Origin of the sequence: Ruminococcus bicirculans (ex Wegman et al. 2014) (assembly GCF_000723465.1) — a bacterium.
GTDB classification, from domain to species: domain Bacteria; phylum Bacillota; class Clostridia; order Oscillospirales; family Ruminococcaceae; genus Hominimerdicola; species Hominimerdicola aceti.
In genome coordinates this window covers 2,059,331-2,074,777 of record NZ_HF545616.1, presented here as the reverse complement: position 1 = coordinate 2,074,777, position 15,447 = coordinate 2,059,331, and the positions used below count along the sequence as shown (strand labels likewise).

The window sequence follows — 15,447 nt, the reverse complement described above, 5'->3', positions numbered from 1 at the left end:
TAATTCGCCTTCCAATAAATATAATATCAAACGCAACGGAGCGTTGACAGCGGCACTAGGGTGTCTGGCTTGTCAGCGCTCCGAATTATTTAGAAAAGTAAGTGAAAGGTTGGAATCAGTTATGAAAAGCGGAAGAAGATTTGGAATGTTAAGAAAAGTTTGTGCAGTGGCAGTGGCTTCAGTACTTGCGGCAGGATGTCTTACAGCCTGCGGAAGCAGCAAGAACACAGGTCCGCTCACACTGGATCAGATCAAGGAAAACGGTAAGCTCACAGTTGCGACAGAAGCCGCTTATGAGCCTTTTGAATACATGGACGGCGATAAGATCATAGGCTACAACGCAGATCTGTTCGCTAAGATCTGCGACGATCTGGGGGTAGAGCTTGATTATATCGACCTGCCGTTCCAAGGAATACTTGCAGGACTTGAAGCAAAGAAATATGACGTTGTTGGAGCAACACTCGGCGTAACTGCTGAACGTGCAGGCAAGTACACGATGACTTATCCTATCCAGAACGGAACTACAGTTTTCGTAAAGAGAAAGGGCGATGACAGCATCAAGTCTATCGAAGATATGTCAGGCAAAAAGGTCGGCACACAGACTTCTTGCTACAATGAGGACGATACAAAGAAATTCAACGAGAAGCTAAAGTCAGAGGGCAAGGACGGCTATGCTGAACTGCTCAAATACGACTCATTCCCTGAGGCTTTTGCAGAGCTTAAGAACGGCAAGATAGACCTTGTTGCTCAGAACTATGCAAGCTGCGCCGCAGTTGTAATGAGGAATCCTGACGATTATGAGATAGTGGCTGACGATTCAGGCAAGGCTGAAATGGTCGGCACAGACACTTGGGTATCATGGGCTGTTCGTAAGGAAGACACAGAGCTTTCTGACTATATCAACTCTGAGATACACAAGTTCAAAGAGGACGGAACTCTTGCAGAGCTCCAGAAGAAATGGTTTGGTGAAGCCGTTGACCTGCCTGAGAGCGATTATATCCCTGCCGAGTAAAAAGCACCTTTGAAAGGAGGAAATGCTCCGTCGCAAACGGCGGAGCATTATATATCAATGGAGAATTTCAACATAGTATGGCATTATAAAGACCTGCTGCTGAAAGGTCTTGGCTATACAGTATTCGTATCCGTTGCAGCGATACTTATAGCGCTTTGCGTTGGTATGCTGCTTTCGGTGATGAGAATGGGCGGCGACTCGCTTCCTTCAAGAATACTGAAAAAGATAGTCGCAGTTTATATAAGCTTTGTCCGTGGCACGCCTGTGCTGGTGCAGATATACATTATATATCAGGCGCTTGCAGTAATGGGTCTGAACCTTTCAAACCTGGCGTCAGGCATAATCGCTCTTAGCCTTAACAGCGGCGGATTTATCGCAGAAATAATCCGTGGCGGACTTACGGCTGTGCCAAAAGGTCAGACGGAGGCGGCCAGAGCCTTGGGTATGAGCGAGCCAAAGATACTAATGAGGATAGTTTTCCCGCAGGTATTCAAGGTAGCTTTGCCGCAGCTAACAAGCGAGTTCATAAACGTTATAAAGGTGTCGCCGATGCTTTCTGTGTTGGCAATCGTAGAGCTTACAAGAACGGCTCAGCGTCTTGTAACGCAGACATACATAAACCTGCCTTTCTATATTGCTATCGCAGTTATGTATTTTGTTATCTGCGCAGGACTTGAAGAACTTGTAAAGCTTCAGAAGAAAAGACTTGAAAGAAGATAAGGAGGCGCAGATATATGAACGAATTTATGCACGTTGCGGAAATAGCGCTTCCGCTGCTTTTGCAGGGTCTTGGAACAACGGCGGCAATATCGGTGCTGTCTATCCTTATTGCAATGGTGTTAGGCTCGGCGGTAGGCTATATGTGCCTTTCAAAAAACAAGGCTGTTGAGCTTATCGCAAGGGCGTTTATAAAGATATTCAGATGCACCCCTTTTATGGTGCAGGTATATCTTGCGTATTACGGACTCCCTGCTCTTGGTCTGAACGTTTCAGCGTTCTCAACAGGCGTTATAATTCTTGGAATGTACACAGCGGCTTATACCGCAGTTATCCTTGAAAGCGGCGTCAGCGCTATCCCAAAGGGACAGTTTGAAGCTTCATATGCAATGGGAATGTCAAGATTTAAAACAATGGTGAGAATAATTTTCCCGCAGACTTTGAAAATAATCGTTCCGTCACTGACAGGACAGTTTGTTCAGACTGTTAAGGACTCATCTATCCTTTCTATCATCACAGTTGCAGAAATGACAATGATGACAAAAGAGGCTATCGGTATAACTTTCAGTCCTCTGATAGTTTATATCTGTGCAGGCGTTCTTTACTGGGCGCTGAACCTTGTTATCGAGTTCGCATCAAGATGTATAGAAAAGCACAACAACCGTGTTGCTATCTGACGAAAAAGGAGTGTAAAATACAATGGCTGAAAGCAGAAAGCCTGTTATATCGGTTCACGATCTGGCAAAGAATTACGGGGAGCTTAAGGTCCTCAGAAAAATAGATATGGATATTTACAAGGGCGAGGTGGTAAGCGTTATCGGCCCCAGCGGCTCTGGCAAAAGCACTTTTCTCAGATGCCTGAACTATCTCGAGGAGCTGACATCAGGCGAGATAGATATAGGCGGAGTTTCCCTGAAGGGCATCGACGAGGACAAGCACAACAAAAAACTTAACGAAAAGGCTGCAAAGGTCATAAGAAAGAACGTTGGAATGGTGTTCCAGCAGTTCAACCTTTGGCCGCACAAAACAGTGCTTGAAAACGTCATGGAGTGTCCTGTTCAGGTTAAAAAGGCTAACAAGGAAGAAACAAAGAAGAAAGCCATGGAGCTTCTTGCGAGAGTTGGAATGGACGGCAAGGCAGACGCTTATCCTACTCAGCTTTCAGGCGGTCAGCAGCAGCGTGTGGCTATTGCGAGGACCCTTGCAATGGAGCCTGAGGTCATACTCTTTGACGAGCCGACTTCCGCCCTTGACCCTGAGTTCGTTGGCGAAGTTCTGAACGTTATGAAAGACCTGGCTCAGGCAGGAATGACAATGATAGTTGTTACACACGAAATGGGCTTTGCGGCAGAGGTGGCAAACAGAGTCTGCTTTATGGACGGCGGCTATGTTATCGAGGACGGCACCCCTGAGGAAGTGTTCAAGCACCCTAAGAGCGACCGTGCAAAGCAGTTCTTCTCAAAGATACTTAATGTGTAAACTATAAAGCCGCAGAAAGGAGTGCAGACAAATGGATTATGAACAGCTAGGGCACATTCTCGAAAGTATCCACCCAGGAGTGACTATTGCCGACAGCAGCGGAGTGTTCAGATTTGTTTCAAACTCCTATCTCAGCGGCAGAAGCGTAAAAGGCTCTGACATAATAGGTAAATTCGCAGGCTCAGAGGAAATGATGAAGATGTTTTCCCCTTGCGTGACGCAAATGGTTTTTGAAAGCCACAAGCGTGTCACAACGGTGCAAAAAGGCGTTGACAATGACGAAACTTTCGTCACGGGAATACCGGTATTCAAGGACGGAGAGCTTGAGATGATAATAAGCTATTCCTCTTGGGAGATAACAGGCTTTGACGACCTGAGGGAGCGTTACAATGTTTTGCAGTATCAGAACAAAAAGCTTCTTGATGAAATAGAGCTTATGACAGGACGTGACGGTGGACAGCGTTATATCGCCCAAAGCAGCCGTTCAAGAGACGCAAGGCGGCTTGCAGGAGTTTTCTGTGACGCAGGCTGTCCGTGTTACATCTATGGTCCCACAGGAAGCGGCAAAAGCTATCTTGCTTCCACTATATACGGCAAAAAAGGAACGCTTTACACCTATGACTGCGCACCTGTCGGGGAAGAAGTCATAGAAAAGGAGCTTCTTGGAGAGGGGTCGATGATATCGCCGCTTTCGGGCATTTACGCTGTGATAATAAAGCATATAGACAGGCTGTCGCCTAGGCTTCAAAGGGCAGTCCTTGAAAAATGCGCAAAAGCAGGCATTGTGCCTGTGGGGCTTTCTGAACATTCGGTGGAGGAGCTTAAAGGTGCTGACAAGCTGTCGGAGGAGTTTATAAGCGAGTTCGAGCCTTATCAGGTACAGATGTATTCTCTTGGCGAGCGTGCGGAGGATCTTAAAAGCTTTATCGACTATTATCTCGGCTCGGCAAACAAGAAATACTCACGGAGCGTTGAGTTCACACCTCGTGCCATGGGCTGTTTGTTGGGATATGATTGGAAAGAAAATATCGACGAGGTGCATAGGACTATCGAGCGTATCGTTCTTACTACCGAGAAGAAAAAGGTGGACGTTTTCGACTTGCCTGACAGGATAACAGGCGGTTCGTCTGAGGTATTTGCACAGAATGCTTCCCTAAAGGATATGCTTGAATTTTACGAAAGCGGACTTGTGATGAGAGCCTATGAAAAATACAGAACATCTGTGGCTGTGGCTCAGAAGCTTGGCATAAGTCAGGCGACGGCGGTGCGGAAGATACACAAATATGCAGGCAGGGACGTTGAATGAATGAGCGTTTTGATGTTATCGTTACGATACTTGAACTTATCGGCACTGCGGCGTTTGCGGCAAGCGGTGCGCTGACAGCGATAAAAAGACGTTTTGACCTTTTCGGCGTTATAATAATAGGAGTGACAACGGCTGTGGGCGGTGGGATAATGCGTGATATCGTCATCGGAAGTCACCCTGTGGCGGCGTTTCGTGACCCCCTTGCAATGAGTGCGGCGGCTTTGATATCGGTGCTTGTGTTTGCAGCCTTGGCTGTAAAAGGCGACCTGGGGGGCAAGGCGTTGAAGCTTTATGATACTGCAATGCTCATGCTCGATACTATAGGGCTTGGCATTTTCACTGTTACAGGTATAACAGCGGCAATGAGGAGCGGCGTGTCAGACAACACTTTTTTGCTTGTGTTTTCGGGAGTTATAACGGGCGTTGGGGGCGGAGTTCTCAGGGATATTTTCGTGAACAAGAAGCCTGAGATATTTGTGGGCAACATTTATGCCTGCGCTTCTGCCACAGGTGCAGCGGCTTTTCTGCTTTGCTATGGCATGATGTCGTTCATGCCTGCCTGCATGGTGAGCCTTGTGGTGACGTTTTCCCTAAGGCTCATGTCGGTGAAATTCGGTTGGAATTTGCCGAAGATCCAGATAAAAGCCAGACAGGAGCGGAGGATAGCCGCCACGAAAGAAAATCTCATAAATAAAAAAGGAGCATAGACTATGAAAAAGTTTATTATTACCATAAGCCGTGAGTTCGGCTGCAACGCAAGAGAGGTCGCAAGAAAGGCGGCGGCTGAGCTTGGCGTGGAGTTTTATGACAAGGACCTTGTAGATATGGCGGCGGAGCGTGCAGGCATAAGCCGTGACTCGTTTCTTGACAGTGAGGAAATGCTTGACAAGAACGCTGACCGCCTGCTGAAGTCATTCGGTTACGGCTCATCAACTCAGTTTTATTCCGACAAGGCTGTAAAAGCGCAGGTGGATATCATCAGAGATCTTGCAAACAAGCGTGTATCCGCCATATTCTTTGGCAGATGTGCAGACTATGTTCTCAGAGAATATCCAAACCACATGAACGTTTTTCTTTATGCGCCTTTGGAAGCAAGGATAAAGCATATGTGTGAAACTTATGACCTTTCATGGCCGGAGGCTGACAAGCTCATAAAACGTGTTGACCGCCAGCGCCACAACTATTATAAATACGTCACAGGCAAAAATCGTGGTGACCGTGACAACAAACATCTTATGATCGACGTAAGCGAATACGGCACTGATCTCGCTGCCGAGATGATATGCTTCGCTGCAAGAAAGATGTTTGAGGACTAAGCTTTCTACTGATTACCAAATCTTCATTTGTGGGGTGCTTCTGCTTTGGAGCGCCCCTCTTTTCTTGTATTTGTGAATATGAACAAAATGCAGGATATAAAGTTTCTTTATTCATGCAACATTTTCTGTAAGTTGAAAAAGCAGCTTGCATTAATAAAAAGTTTATATATAAAATATAAAATGACTGATTTTTAGTATTGCAGTTGTAGTTGCTACAGGATATATCATAGGTATATCGAAAGAAAAGTTTCGCGGAGTAAATTATTTTCAAAAAGCAAAATGAAAGTTAAACAAGAAAATCCTGCAAAGCGCAGCTGTAAATATAGGAGGAATGTAAAGTGAAAAGGTTCAGATTTATAATCAAACGGCTGCTTTCAATGATAGTCATAATGTTTTTGGTATCCTTTCTGGTGTTCGTTGTTCTGAGAATGTCAGACGCAGACCCTCTCACAGTAATGATAGGAAACAATCAATCCACTCCTGAACTCAGGCAGGCTCTTACAAAAAAATATCACCTTGACGACCCTGTGCATATACAGTATCTCAGGTGGATAAAGGGAGTTCTTTCAGGCGACTTCGGCACAGACTATGTTGACGGTCAGGACGTAAAAGGTCTTATAATGTCAAGGCTTCCAATAACATTCGGACTTGTGATAATGAGTTCCGTCATAGGCTCAGTGATAGCTGTTATAATGGGAGTTGCAGCGGCGTTGAGAAAAGGCAGACCCTCAGACGCAGCAATTTCGGGACTTATGCTTGTGCTTTCAGGTGCGCCGTCATTTTTGGTAAGCATACTGATACTTATTTTCATGACAAAGTACGTTCCTGGATATTCGTTTATCGGAACATATACAAATTTCGGAGAGTTCTTACAGCGTATAACGATACCGAGCCTGATAATGGCGCTGACGTTCGTTGCGATGCTTGGACGTATCACACGAAGCAACATGATAAATCAGCTTCAATCCCCTTATATCGCAACGGCGGCTGCAAAGGGATTAAAGCAAAGCAACATAACCTACAAGCACGCTTTTCACAACGCCGTTATTCCTGTTATAACAGTTGCAGGATACATGATAGCAGGCTCTATAGGCTCGACGGTAATAGTTGAGCAGGTCTTTTCTCTTCCTGGTATAGGCGGTCTGCTCATATCGGCGATAGAGGAAAACAATTTTCCTATAGTTCAGATACTTGTGCTTTTCATGCTTGGAGCTTATCTTGTAATGAGTTTTGTTATCGACATACTTTATACCGTTCTTGATCCGAGAGTTGATCTTAAATAAGGTGGGATTTTTAATGAAGAAGAAAAATAAAGCAGGAACGTTTTTCACACCTGTTGTGGCGGTGACGGGAATATTCCTTGCGGTAATAGTTTTCGTATCGCTCTTTGCAAGCGTTATCGCACCGTATGACCCTCTTGCCACAGACGTGAATGCCATATATGCTCCAGCCTTTTCTGAGGGACACATTTTCGGAACTGACGGACTTGGCAGAGATCTTTTTTCAAGGCTTATATGCAGTGCAAGAACTTCCATTTTGAATGCCTTTCTTATAGTTGCCATAGAGGTAGTCATAGGTGTTCCTCTTGGGCTTATCTGCGGATACTACAGAGGTCCTCTTGACAGTATCGTAATGAGGGTGTGGGACGTTATAAGTGCAATACCGCCACTTCTTCTTTCCTTTATCCTTATTGCAGTAATGGGAAAGGGCATGATGACAGGTATCATCGCCATAGGCATTTCTTATATTCCTCTTACAACAAAGACCGCAAGATCAATGATAATGACAGAGAAAAAGGCGGTGTATATTGAAGCCTGCAAATCAATGGGCTTTTCAGACGCAAGGATAATTTTCGTGCATATCCTGCCGAACATCATCACACCTATGATATCGCAGTTCACACTTGATATCGGTACGGCTATCACATCAATGGCTACTCTGAGCTTTCTGGGACTTGGTGTTCAGGCTCCGAATGCCGACTGGGGAACGCTTCTCCGTGACGGCATGGGCAACCTTTATAATAGCTCGGCACTGCTTTTTATACCTGCAATATGCGTAATACTTGTAACAGTATCCATAAACCTTTTCAGCGACGGTGTTCAGAACTATCTCGACCCGTCATCAAGAAAGCTTCCGTCATTCAAGAAATACGAAAAGAAACACGGCATAAAGAAGCTTTCAGCAGTTAAGGCAAACGGGGAGGCGTAAAAGATGAAAAAAGGAAACGTTCTTGAAATAAAAGACCTTTCTGTAGACTTTATGACAGTTAGAGGTATCGTATACGCCGTTCAGGGCGTTGACCTTGAAGTGAAGCAAGGGGAGATACATGGTATCGTAGGCGAGAGCGGCTGTGGAAAAAGCGTAACATCAAAGTCGGTCATAAGGCTCCATAACGAGGAGACCACCAGATATGCAGGGGATATCTACATAAGAGATGACAGCGGCGAGAAAGATGTTCTTGCAATGAGCAAAAAGCAGCTCCGTGATTTCAGGGGCAGCACAGCCGCAATGATATTCCAAGACCCTATGACTTCCCTTGACCCTATCATGAAAGCAGGCGAGCAGATAGCAGAAATGCTAAGGGCGAAGAAAAACTTAAATCGCCGTGAAGCAAGAGAAAAGGTCATCGAGATGTTTGAAAAGATAGGCATAACACCTGCAGAGAAAAGATACGAGCAGTATCCGTTTGAAATGAGCGGAGGAATGTTACAGAGAATAATGATAGCAATGGCGCTTATATGCGAGCCGAAGCTTCTTATTGCAGATGAACCTACCACGGCGCTTGATGTTACTATCCAGGCGCAGATACTAAAGCTTATAAAAAAGCTCCAGCAGGAAAGCGGAACGTCGGTAATATTCATCACTCACAACCTTGGTGTTGTGGCTGAGATTTGCGACAGCGTAACTGTAATGTATGCAGGAAAGGCTGTTGAGACCGCAAGCGTTGTGGATATTTTCGACCACCCTGCTCACCCATACACAAAGGCGCTCCTTGAAAGCAATCCAAGAGAGAGTGACACAGAAAAAAGAATGAAAAGCATACCTGGCAGTCCTCCGCTTCTGTATGAAAAGTTCAAGGGCTGTGCCTTTGCACCAAGATGTAAGTATGCTGACGATAAATGCAGAAGCTGCGTGCCTGTTACAGAAAATGTGTCTGAGGGACACAGCACAGCTTGCTTCAAGTGGCGGGAGGTGACATCACAATGAGCAAAGAAAAAGACAGACAGCCTTTTATAAGCGTCAGAGATCTGAAAAAGTATTTCTGCCTTGACAATTACAAGCTTGCAAAGGCAAAGACGAGATATATCCACGCCGTTGATGATGTTAGCTTTGATATCTACAAAGGCGAGATATTCGGCATAATAGGCGAGAGCGGCTCGGGCAAATCAACCATAGGAAGATGCGTTCTGAAGCTTATCGACGTTGATTCAGGCGAGATATATTTTGACGGCAAAAACATAACTCATGTGAGCCGAAAGGAACAGCAGGAACTGCGTTCAAGAATGCAAATGGTCTTTCAAAACCCTCTTGCTTCCTTTGACCCGAAAAAGACTATACGCTTTAGCCTTGAAGAATCTGCAAAGGTGCATAAGATAAAGCCTGAGGTCTACAAGGCTAGGATAAAACAGCTTATGGAGTATATAGCGCTTCCGGAGGACTTGCTCACAAGATATCCTAAAGACCTTTCGGGCGGTCAGCTCCAAAGGCTTGCAATAGCAAGGGCGCTTATGCTGGAGCCTGATTTCATTCTTGCAGACGAGCCTGTTTCGGCACTTGACGTTTCTGTGCAGGCGCAGATATTGAATCTTATGCTCGACCTGAAAGAGGATAAAGGGCAGACGATACTTTTTATCTCCCATGATTTGAACGTTGTCCGTCACGTTTGCGACAGGATAGCGGTGGTATATCTGGGAGCGGTAATGGAAATGGGTACGGTGGAGCAGGTATATAACAGCGTTGCTCACCCTTATACTCAGGCACTTATTTCAGCAAAGCCAAAGGAACACCCTCTTGAAAATAAGAAGCATATCCTGCTGGAGGGAGATATACCGAACGCAGTGGATATCCCCGAGGGCTGTCGCTTTGCAGGCAGGTGCAGATATTTCAAAGAGGGCTTGTGCGACAACCGCACGCCAAAGCTCAAAGACATTGGAAACGGGCATTACGTTGCCTGTCATTTCCCGCTAGGCATTGACCGCAGCAAGACTGCTTCGGATATGTAATAAATCTTTTGAAGAAAGGAAAGTTATCATGAAAAAATTCTCACGCAAGATCGCGGCCGCTGCTGCATTGGCAATAACAGTTTCAAGCTGTATGACAGGCTGCTTCAACAACACAGGTTCCGGTTCAGGCTCAGGTTCTTCAGGAGGAAATTCAGAGACAGTTCTCAGAGTAGGCTATACTCAGGAGCCGTCATCATTTGACCCTGCCGACTTCACTATCGTGGCAGCAACTCTCACAGGTTATGACTGCTATGACACGCTTCTTAACTTCTCACATGACGGCACAAAAGTTGAACCTGCCCTTGCAGAATCTTGGGAGCAGGTTGACGATACTACATACACATACAAGATAAGACAGGGAGTAAAGTTCTCAGACGGCAATGAAATGACAATGGACGATGTGCTTTATTCTCTTAACAGAGTAACAGAAGACAACTATTATATGAGCTATCTTTTTGCAAACGTTGACAGCTTTGAAGCCGACAACGATACTTGGACGCTGACAGTTCATCTTAAGCAGCCTGACTCATCATGGCAGTATGTTCCTGCAACATCAGCCTGCACTATAGTCGAGAAGTCTGTAACAGAGGAGCAAGGCGACAAGTACGGCACTGCTGACGGAAAGACTGTCGGCACAGGTCCTTACAAGCTTTCTTCATGGTCATCAGGAAGCGAGATAGTTCTTGAAAAGAACGAAAACTGGTGGGGCGACCCTGATACTCTCGATATCGACAAGGTAGAATATTACGTTATCGAGGACGAAAGCGCATTAGCACTTGCGGCAAAGGGCGGACAGATAGACTTTGTCGAGGGTATGTCAAACAGCGTTATGTCTGTATATCAGAGCTGTCAGAACTTCAATATCCTCTCATGCGAGGGAACGACTTCAAACTATATCGCATTCAACACAGCTTCAAAGCCTTTTGATGACGAGTGGGCAAGAAAGGCTGTTGCATATTGTATCGACCGTTCCCAGATAACAACAACTATCGGCGGTGATTATGCAAAGCAGTCGGCTGTTGTTCCAATGAGCGAATCCATGATGTATATGGATAAGGATAAGTGGGATTCAACTATCGCCGAAAGCGATGTTTATACTCAGGATTATGACAAGGTAAAGGAATGTCTTGCAAAGTCAAAGTATCCTGACGGCTTTGAGTTTGATTTCTATACGACTTCACAGACGCAGAAGCAGGCTGAGCTTCTCAAGTCAATGGTAGACGCAAGTGGCGCTATCACAATGAATCTTGTGGAAGTGCCTGACAGCGATATCTTCAGCTATATGTTCGGCTACAAGACAAAGGATAACGGCGAGAGATATTACAACGCAGTCGGCACATACATGATGTCAGACTTCCTTGACCCTATGGGAATGTTAAAGACATTATATGCAGGCTCTAACGCTTGCGAGGGCGGAACGAATGAAACACTTTGGACAAGCACAGAAGCAGACGGACTTCTTGATAAAGTGGCTCAGACAACAGACGACGCTGAGAAAATGGGTTACTATACTGACGCATATAAGATATTTGCTGATGAGTGCCCTTACCTTGGACTTTACACATCATCTGATGTTTACGCAGTAAGCGACAAGTTCACATATGACCCAAGCCCGATGTTCTGGTATAACTTCAGTTATGCAGACGTTCATGTCGCAAAATAAGAAATAATATGAAAAAGGAAGTGCGATAATGTATTCATCTCTGGATACCGTGTGGGTTCTTCTCTGCACAGCTTTGATATTCTTTATGCAGGCAGGCTTTGCAATGCTGGAAACAGGCTTCACCAGAGCAAAAAATGCAGGCAACATAATAATGAAAAACCTTATGGATTACTGCATAGGCTCTGTTCTTTTCTGGGTTATCGGCTTCAGCTTTTTGTATGGCGACTCCATAGGAGGATTTATCGGAACGCCAAGCCTGTTCGCAGCAGGAAAGTTTGCAGCCGCAGGAGATCTGCCTAAGCGAGTGTTCCTTATGTTCGCAACTGTCTTTTGTTCAACTGCCACGACTATAGTTTCAGGAGCAATGGCAGGCAGAACAAAGTTCAAGGCTTATCTTACATATTCGGCTGTTATGAGCGGAATAGTTTATCCTATAACAGGTCACTGGATATGGAACAGTGCAGGCTGGCTCAAAAGTATAGGCTTTCACGATTTCGCAGGCGGAACTGCCGTTCACGTTGTTGGCGGAACTACTGCACTTATAGGTGCGCTGCTTGTGGGAGCAAGGATAGGCAAGTTTGATAAAAACGGCAAGGCGAGAGCCATACCGGGACATAATCTCACTATCGGAGCTTTGGGCATATTCATTTTGTGGATAGGCTGGTTCGGATTTAACGGTGGCTCGCTTCTCACCGCTCAGGGCGGCAATGCGGCGGCAAAGCTTGGGGATATCTTCTTTAACACAAACATATCTGCGGCGGCTTGCGCAATAGCTGCAATGTTCATCACATGGGTGCGCTACGGCAAGCCTGACGTGACAATGACCCTTAACGGAGCACTTGCAGGACTTGTGGCTTCAACCGCAGGCTGTGACACAGTTTCGGCAGGAGGAGCATTCTTTATCGGCATAACAGCAGGCTTTGTAATGGTGTTTGGTGTTGAGCTTATAACAAAGCTAAAGGCTGACGACCCTGTGGGTGCGGTAAGTGTTCACGGTTTGTGTGGAGCATGGGGAACGCTTATGACGGGCGTTTTCGCAAAGAAAAGCGGTCTTATATATTCAGGAAGCCCGAAGGATCTGCTTATACAGCTTGCAGGCGTGCTTTCAGTGGCGGCATGGACAGCGCTTATTATGGTGATAGTGTTCACAGTGATAAAGAAAACAATGGGTCTGAGAGTTAGCGAGAACACAGAGATAGTTGGCCTTGACAAGTGCGAGCATGGACTTTCAAGCAGCTATGCGGATCTTCTCAACACTGCTCAGTTCATCACCGCTGCCGCTGACGAGCCTTCAAAGGTGAGGGCTATAGACGAAGCCTCAGAGCTTAACGCTTCTGACTACAAGGCGGACGGAAAGATGCACAAGGTGGTCGTTCTTATGAACGTCGCAAAGTTCGAGTTGCTGAAAAATGCTTTGGATAAGCTTGATATAACAGGTATGACAGTTACGCAGGTGAGCGGCTGTGGAATACAAAAAGGAAGCACTGAGCTTTACAGAGGCTCTGAGCTTGAATCAAGGCTTCTGCCTAAGATAAAGGTGGAGATAGTTATAAGCACTGTTCCTCTTGGACTTCTTATCGACACTATCAGAAAGGTGCTTTATACGGGCAAGATAGGCGACGGAAAGATATTTGTTTATGACGTTGCAAACGTTGTGAAGATAAGAACAGGTGCAGAGGACGAGCAGGCTCTTGAATAAGCTGCCATAATAATTGGAATGGGGGACAAGATATGACTGATGATATGAAATACACTGTGTTTTATACAGACGAAAACGGACAGCTTGTCCCGAATGGGGAAAAGCTTCTGAGCATAACCGAGATAGCAAAGTATCGAAACATACCTACCGAACGGCTTAGATATTACGATAAGATAGGGCTTTTAAGACCTGACTATGTTGACAAGCTCACAGGGCGGAGGTTTTATTCGGCACAGCAGTGTGAAAAGCTTGGCACTATAAAAGAGCTTCGCAGGCTGAACTTATCACTGAAAGAAATAGAGGACTATTTCAGCGACAGAAACCTTGAAAAGTCCGAGCGTGTTCTCAGACAGCGTTATGAGCTTTTACAGCAGGAGATAGCGGATAAGCTTGAAATAAGCCGTGTGCTGAAAGAAAAGCTTAAATTTATCAGAGAACTTAACAACACAGATTTCAAGCTTGATGACCCTGTTATAAAGGAGCTTCCTGAACGATATGCCCTCAAAGGGGAGAGCAATAAGTTCAGAACGAATCTCACTGGTATAGAGTTTATGAAGCTTGAGGAGGCTATAGGCGGAACTTCACCTGTGCTTGCCACTGATAAGGTGGCAATGACCATAAAAAACTCAGTTGACCCTGACGATATGGACTCCGAGGTCTGCCCTATGGTGTTCTGCTCGGCAGATCAGGCTGACAAGGAAAGCTTCACAACAGTGGCAGGAGGAAAATACGTTTGCGCTTTTCACAGGAATTGCTACAGCTATTTCGGTGAGCTTATAATGAAAATGCGCTGTCTTGCACAGGAGCATGGCTACACCCTTGGAAGCGTCGGAGTGATGATATACCGTATAGACATAACACTTACGGACAACAGTGATGAAACTATAGCGGAGCTTCAGTTTCCGCTTATAAAAGAAAGCAGGGAGAAATAATCATGATAGACAGAAATGAACTGCACGCCATGAAAACGGCGGCAAGATTTGATGAATTTGGCAACACAAGATTTCCTACAATGGCAAAGAGAGCCGTTGAGCTTGGATTAGAGCCTGCGGACAGCATTAAAAGCGAGGGCATGAGCTGTTTTGCAAGAACAAATCTCGGCCCTACATACACAAGCCACGAAACTTTTCTCAGAAGCCCTTTCTGCGAGGATATCCATAAGGTGTCGGAATATGACGTTGCAGTGGTGGGTATCCCATATGACAGCGGTGCGTCAAACCGCTCAGGCACAAGACTTGGCCCTGCCGGCATAAGACACGCTTCTTCGCAGATATCCCCTTTCAACCCTGACTATGGCGTTGACCTATACGAAAACATAAAGCTTTGCGACGCAGGAGATATCTACACACTTCCTGCAAATGCCGAAAAGACTTTCGACCAGATAACAAAGGGCATAGGCTATATATTCTCTCAGGGGGTAACGCCTATCGTTCTTGGGGGCGACCACTCTACCACTTTCCCTACGCTCAGGGGCATTTCAAAGTATATCGACGGCAATATCGGCGTTATCCATATCGACCGCCACAGCGATTGCGACGCTATCCAAATGGACGAAAAAATGCACGGCACAGAATGGTATCATTCCACTCACCTGCCTAACCTCAGCGCAAAAAATCTTGTGCAGATAGGCATAGGCGGAAACTGCTGCAAGTCATGGTCAAAATTCACCCGTGACAGCGGCTGTACTGCGATCTCAATGGAGGATATAGACAAGTATGGTATCGACAAGGTGGCAGAGCTTGCCCTCGATATCGCATGGAAGGGCTGTAAGGCAGTGTATGTGAGCCTTGATATAGACGTTCTGGAAGCTGCTTTCTGCCCGGGTACTGGCACACCTGATTTTGGCGGTATGCTCCCGAGAGAGCTTTTAAGGCTTCTCAAGCTCGTGACAGCTCCCGGTATCTGTGGAATGGACGTTGTGGAGGTATCTCCTCCGTTTGATGTGAGCGAGATAACTTCACTTGCGGCGTCAAGATGTATAATCAATGTGCTTTGCAATCTTGCGCTGAACAAGTCGCTATATAAACACTGA

The 15,447-nt window shown here is 45.8% G+C and carries 15 protein-coding genes; all 15 read left to right on the top strand.

Annotated features, from left to right (window positions below; translation table 11 throughout):
• Nucleotides 1-145: 145 nt before the first annotated feature.
• The 15 genes from RBI_RS09625 (at nucleotide 146) to speB (ending at nucleotide 15,447) form a co-directional block, all read left to right on the top strand.
• Nucleotides 146-1,012, top strand: coding sequence for a transporter substrate-binding domain-containing protein (locus RBI_RS09625; RefSeq protein ID WP_158455150.1), 867 nt, complete (start codon nucleotides 146-148; stop codon nucleotides 1,010-1,012).
• Between the two features lie 57 nt (nucleotides 1,013-1,069).
• A complete protein-coding gene (locus tag RBI_RS09620) occupies nucleotides 1,070-1,732 on the top strand; it encodes an amino acid ABC transporter permease (protein ID WP_022286950.1) in 663 nt (220 codons plus the stop codon).
• A 14-nt stretch (nucleotides 1,733-1,746) separates the two neighbouring features.
• Complete coding sequence (locus tag RBI_RS09615) at nucleotides 1,747-2,406, top strand: amino acid ABC transporter permease (protein WP_051706754.1); 660 nt, start codon at nucleotides 1,747-1,749, stop codon at nucleotides 2,404-2,406.
• 22 nt (nucleotides 2,407-2,428) lie between these two features.
• On the top strand, nucleotides 2,429-3,208 hold the full coding sequence (locus RBI_RS09610; protein WP_022286948.1) for an amino acid ABC transporter ATP-binding protein: 780 nt from the start codon (nucleotides 2,429-2,431) through the stop codon (nucleotides 3,206-3,208).
• Nucleotides 3,209-3,239: 31 nt separating this feature from the next.
• Nucleotides 3,240-4,514: a sigma 54-interacting transcriptional regulator gene (locus RBI_RS09605; protein WP_038672602.1), complete on the top strand. Its 1,275-nt coding sequence runs from the start codon at nucleotides 3,240-3,242 to the stop codon at nucleotides 4,512-4,514.
• The gene (locus tag RBI_RS09600; protein ID WP_051706751.1) at nucleotides 4,511-5,221 is read left to right on the top strand and encodes a trimeric intracellular cation channel family protein; all 711 of its coding nucleotides are present in this window, start codon (nucleotides 4,511-4,513) and stop codon (nucleotides 5,219-5,221) included. Before RBI_RS09605 ends, RBI_RS09600 begins: the two co-directional genes overlap by 4 nt.
• A 3-nt stretch (nucleotides 5,222-5,224) precedes the next feature.
• Nucleotides 5,225-5,830 (top strand): AAA family ATPase, encoded by a 606-nt coding sequence (locus RBI_RS09595; RefSeq protein WP_038672599.1) that lies wholly within the window; start codon nucleotides 5,225-5,227, stop codon nucleotides 5,828-5,830.
• A gap of 338 nt (nucleotides 5,831-6,168) precedes the next feature.
• Entirely contained in the window at nucleotides 6,169-7,113 is a 945-nt protein-coding gene (locus RBI_RS09590; protein WP_051706749.1) for an ABC transporter permease, read from the top strand.
• 13 nt (nucleotides 7,114-7,126) lie between these two features.
• Nucleotides 7,127-8,038 carry an ABC transporter permease gene (locus RBI_RS09585; RefSeq protein ID WP_038672597.1) on the top strand — a complete coding sequence of 304 codons (912 nt, stop codon included), beginning with the start codon at nucleotides 7,127-7,129 and terminating at the stop codon, nucleotides 8,036-8,038.
• A gap of 3 nt (nucleotides 8,039-8,041) precedes the next feature.
• On the top strand, nucleotides 8,042-9,037 hold the full coding sequence (locus tag RBI_RS09580) for an ABC transporter ATP-binding protein (RefSeq protein ID WP_022286942.1): 996 nt from the start codon (nucleotides 8,042-8,044) through the stop codon (nucleotides 9,035-9,037).
• Nucleotides 9,034-10,053 carry an ABC transporter ATP-binding protein gene (locus tag RBI_RS09575; RefSeq protein ID WP_051706747.1) on the top strand — a complete coding sequence of 340 codons (1,020 nt, stop codon included), beginning with the start codon at nucleotides 9,034-9,036 and terminating at the stop codon, nucleotides 10,051-10,053. The genes RBI_RS09580 and RBI_RS09575 overlap by 4 nt, the downstream gene beginning before the upstream one ends.
• A 28-nt stretch (nucleotides 10,054-10,081) precedes the next feature.
• Complete coding sequence (locus RBI_RS09570; RefSeq protein WP_038672595.1) at nucleotides 10,082-11,716, top strand: ABC transporter substrate-binding protein; 1,635 nt, start codon at nucleotides 10,082-10,084, stop codon at nucleotides 11,714-11,716.
• Nucleotides 11,717-11,744: 28 nt separating this feature from the next.
• Complete coding sequence (locus RBI_RS09565; protein ID WP_038672594.1) at nucleotides 11,745-13,415, top strand: ammonium transporter; 1,671 nt, start codon at nucleotides 11,745-11,747, stop codon at nucleotides 13,413-13,415.
• Between the two features lie 32 nt (nucleotides 13,416-13,447).
• Nucleotides 13,448-14,347 carry a MerR family transcriptional regulator gene (locus RBI_RS09560; RefSeq protein WP_038672593.1) on the top strand — a complete coding sequence of 300 codons (900 nt, stop codon included), beginning with the start codon at nucleotides 13,448-13,450 and terminating at the stop codon, nucleotides 14,345-14,347.
• Nucleotides 14,348-14,349: 2 nt separating this feature from the next.
• Nucleotides 14,350-15,447 carry an agmatinase gene (speB, locus tag RBI_RS09555; RefSeq protein ID WP_051706745.1) on the top strand — a complete coding sequence of 366 codons (1,098 nt, stop codon included), beginning with the start codon at nucleotides 14,350-14,352 and terminating at the stop codon, nucleotides 15,445-15,447.

Coding starts and splice junctions, on each gene's coding strand:
- RBI_RS09625 (WP_158455150.1), top strand. CDS start 146: ATGTTAAGAAAAGTTTGTGCAGTGGCAGTGGCTTCAGTACTTGCGGCA.
- RBI_RS09620 (WP_022286950.1), top strand. CDS start 1,070: ATGGAGAATTTCAACATAGTATGGCATTATAAAGACCTGCTGCTGAAA.
- RBI_RS09615 (WP_051706754.1), top strand. CDS start 1,747: ATGAACGAATTTATGCACGTTGCGGAAATAGCGCTTCCGCTGCTTTTG.
- RBI_RS09610 (WP_022286948.1), top strand. CDS start 2,429: ATGGCTGAAAGCAGAAAGCCTGTTATATCGGTTCACGATCTGGCAAAG.
- RBI_RS09605 (WP_038672602.1), top strand. CDS start 3,240: ATGGATTATGAACAGCTAGGGCACATTCTCGAAAGTATCCACCCAGGA.
- RBI_RS09600 (WP_051706751.1), top strand. CDS start 4,511: ATGAATGAGCGTTTTGATGTTATCGTTACGATACTTGAACTTATCGGC.
- RBI_RS09595 (WP_038672599.1), top strand. CDS start 5,225: ATGAAAAAGTTTATTATTACCATAAGCCGTGAGTTCGGCTGCAACGCA.
- RBI_RS09585 (WP_038672597.1), top strand. CDS start 7,127: ATGAAGAAGAAAAATAAAGCAGGAACGTTTTTCACACCTGTTGTGGCG.
- RBI_RS09580 (WP_022286942.1), top strand. CDS start 8,042: ATGAAAAAAGGAAACGTTCTTGAAATAAAAGACCTTTCTGTAGACTTT.
- RBI_RS09575 (WP_051706747.1), top strand. CDS start 9,034: ATGAGCAAAGAAAAAGACAGACAGCCTTTTATAAGCGTCAGAGATCTG.
- RBI_RS09570 (WP_038672595.1), top strand. CDS start 10,082: ATGAAAAAATTCTCACGCAAGATCGCGGCCGCTGCTGCATTGGCAATA.
- RBI_RS09565 (WP_038672594.1), top strand. CDS start 11,745: ATGTATTCATCTCTGGATACCGTGTGGGTTCTTCTCTGCACAGCTTTG.
- RBI_RS09560 (WP_038672593.1), top strand. CDS start 13,448: ATGACTGATGATATGAAATACACTGTGTTTTATACAGACGAAAACGGA.
- speB (WP_051706745.1), top strand. CDS start 14,350: ATGATAGACAGAAATGAACTGCACGCCATGAAAACGGCGGCAAGATTT.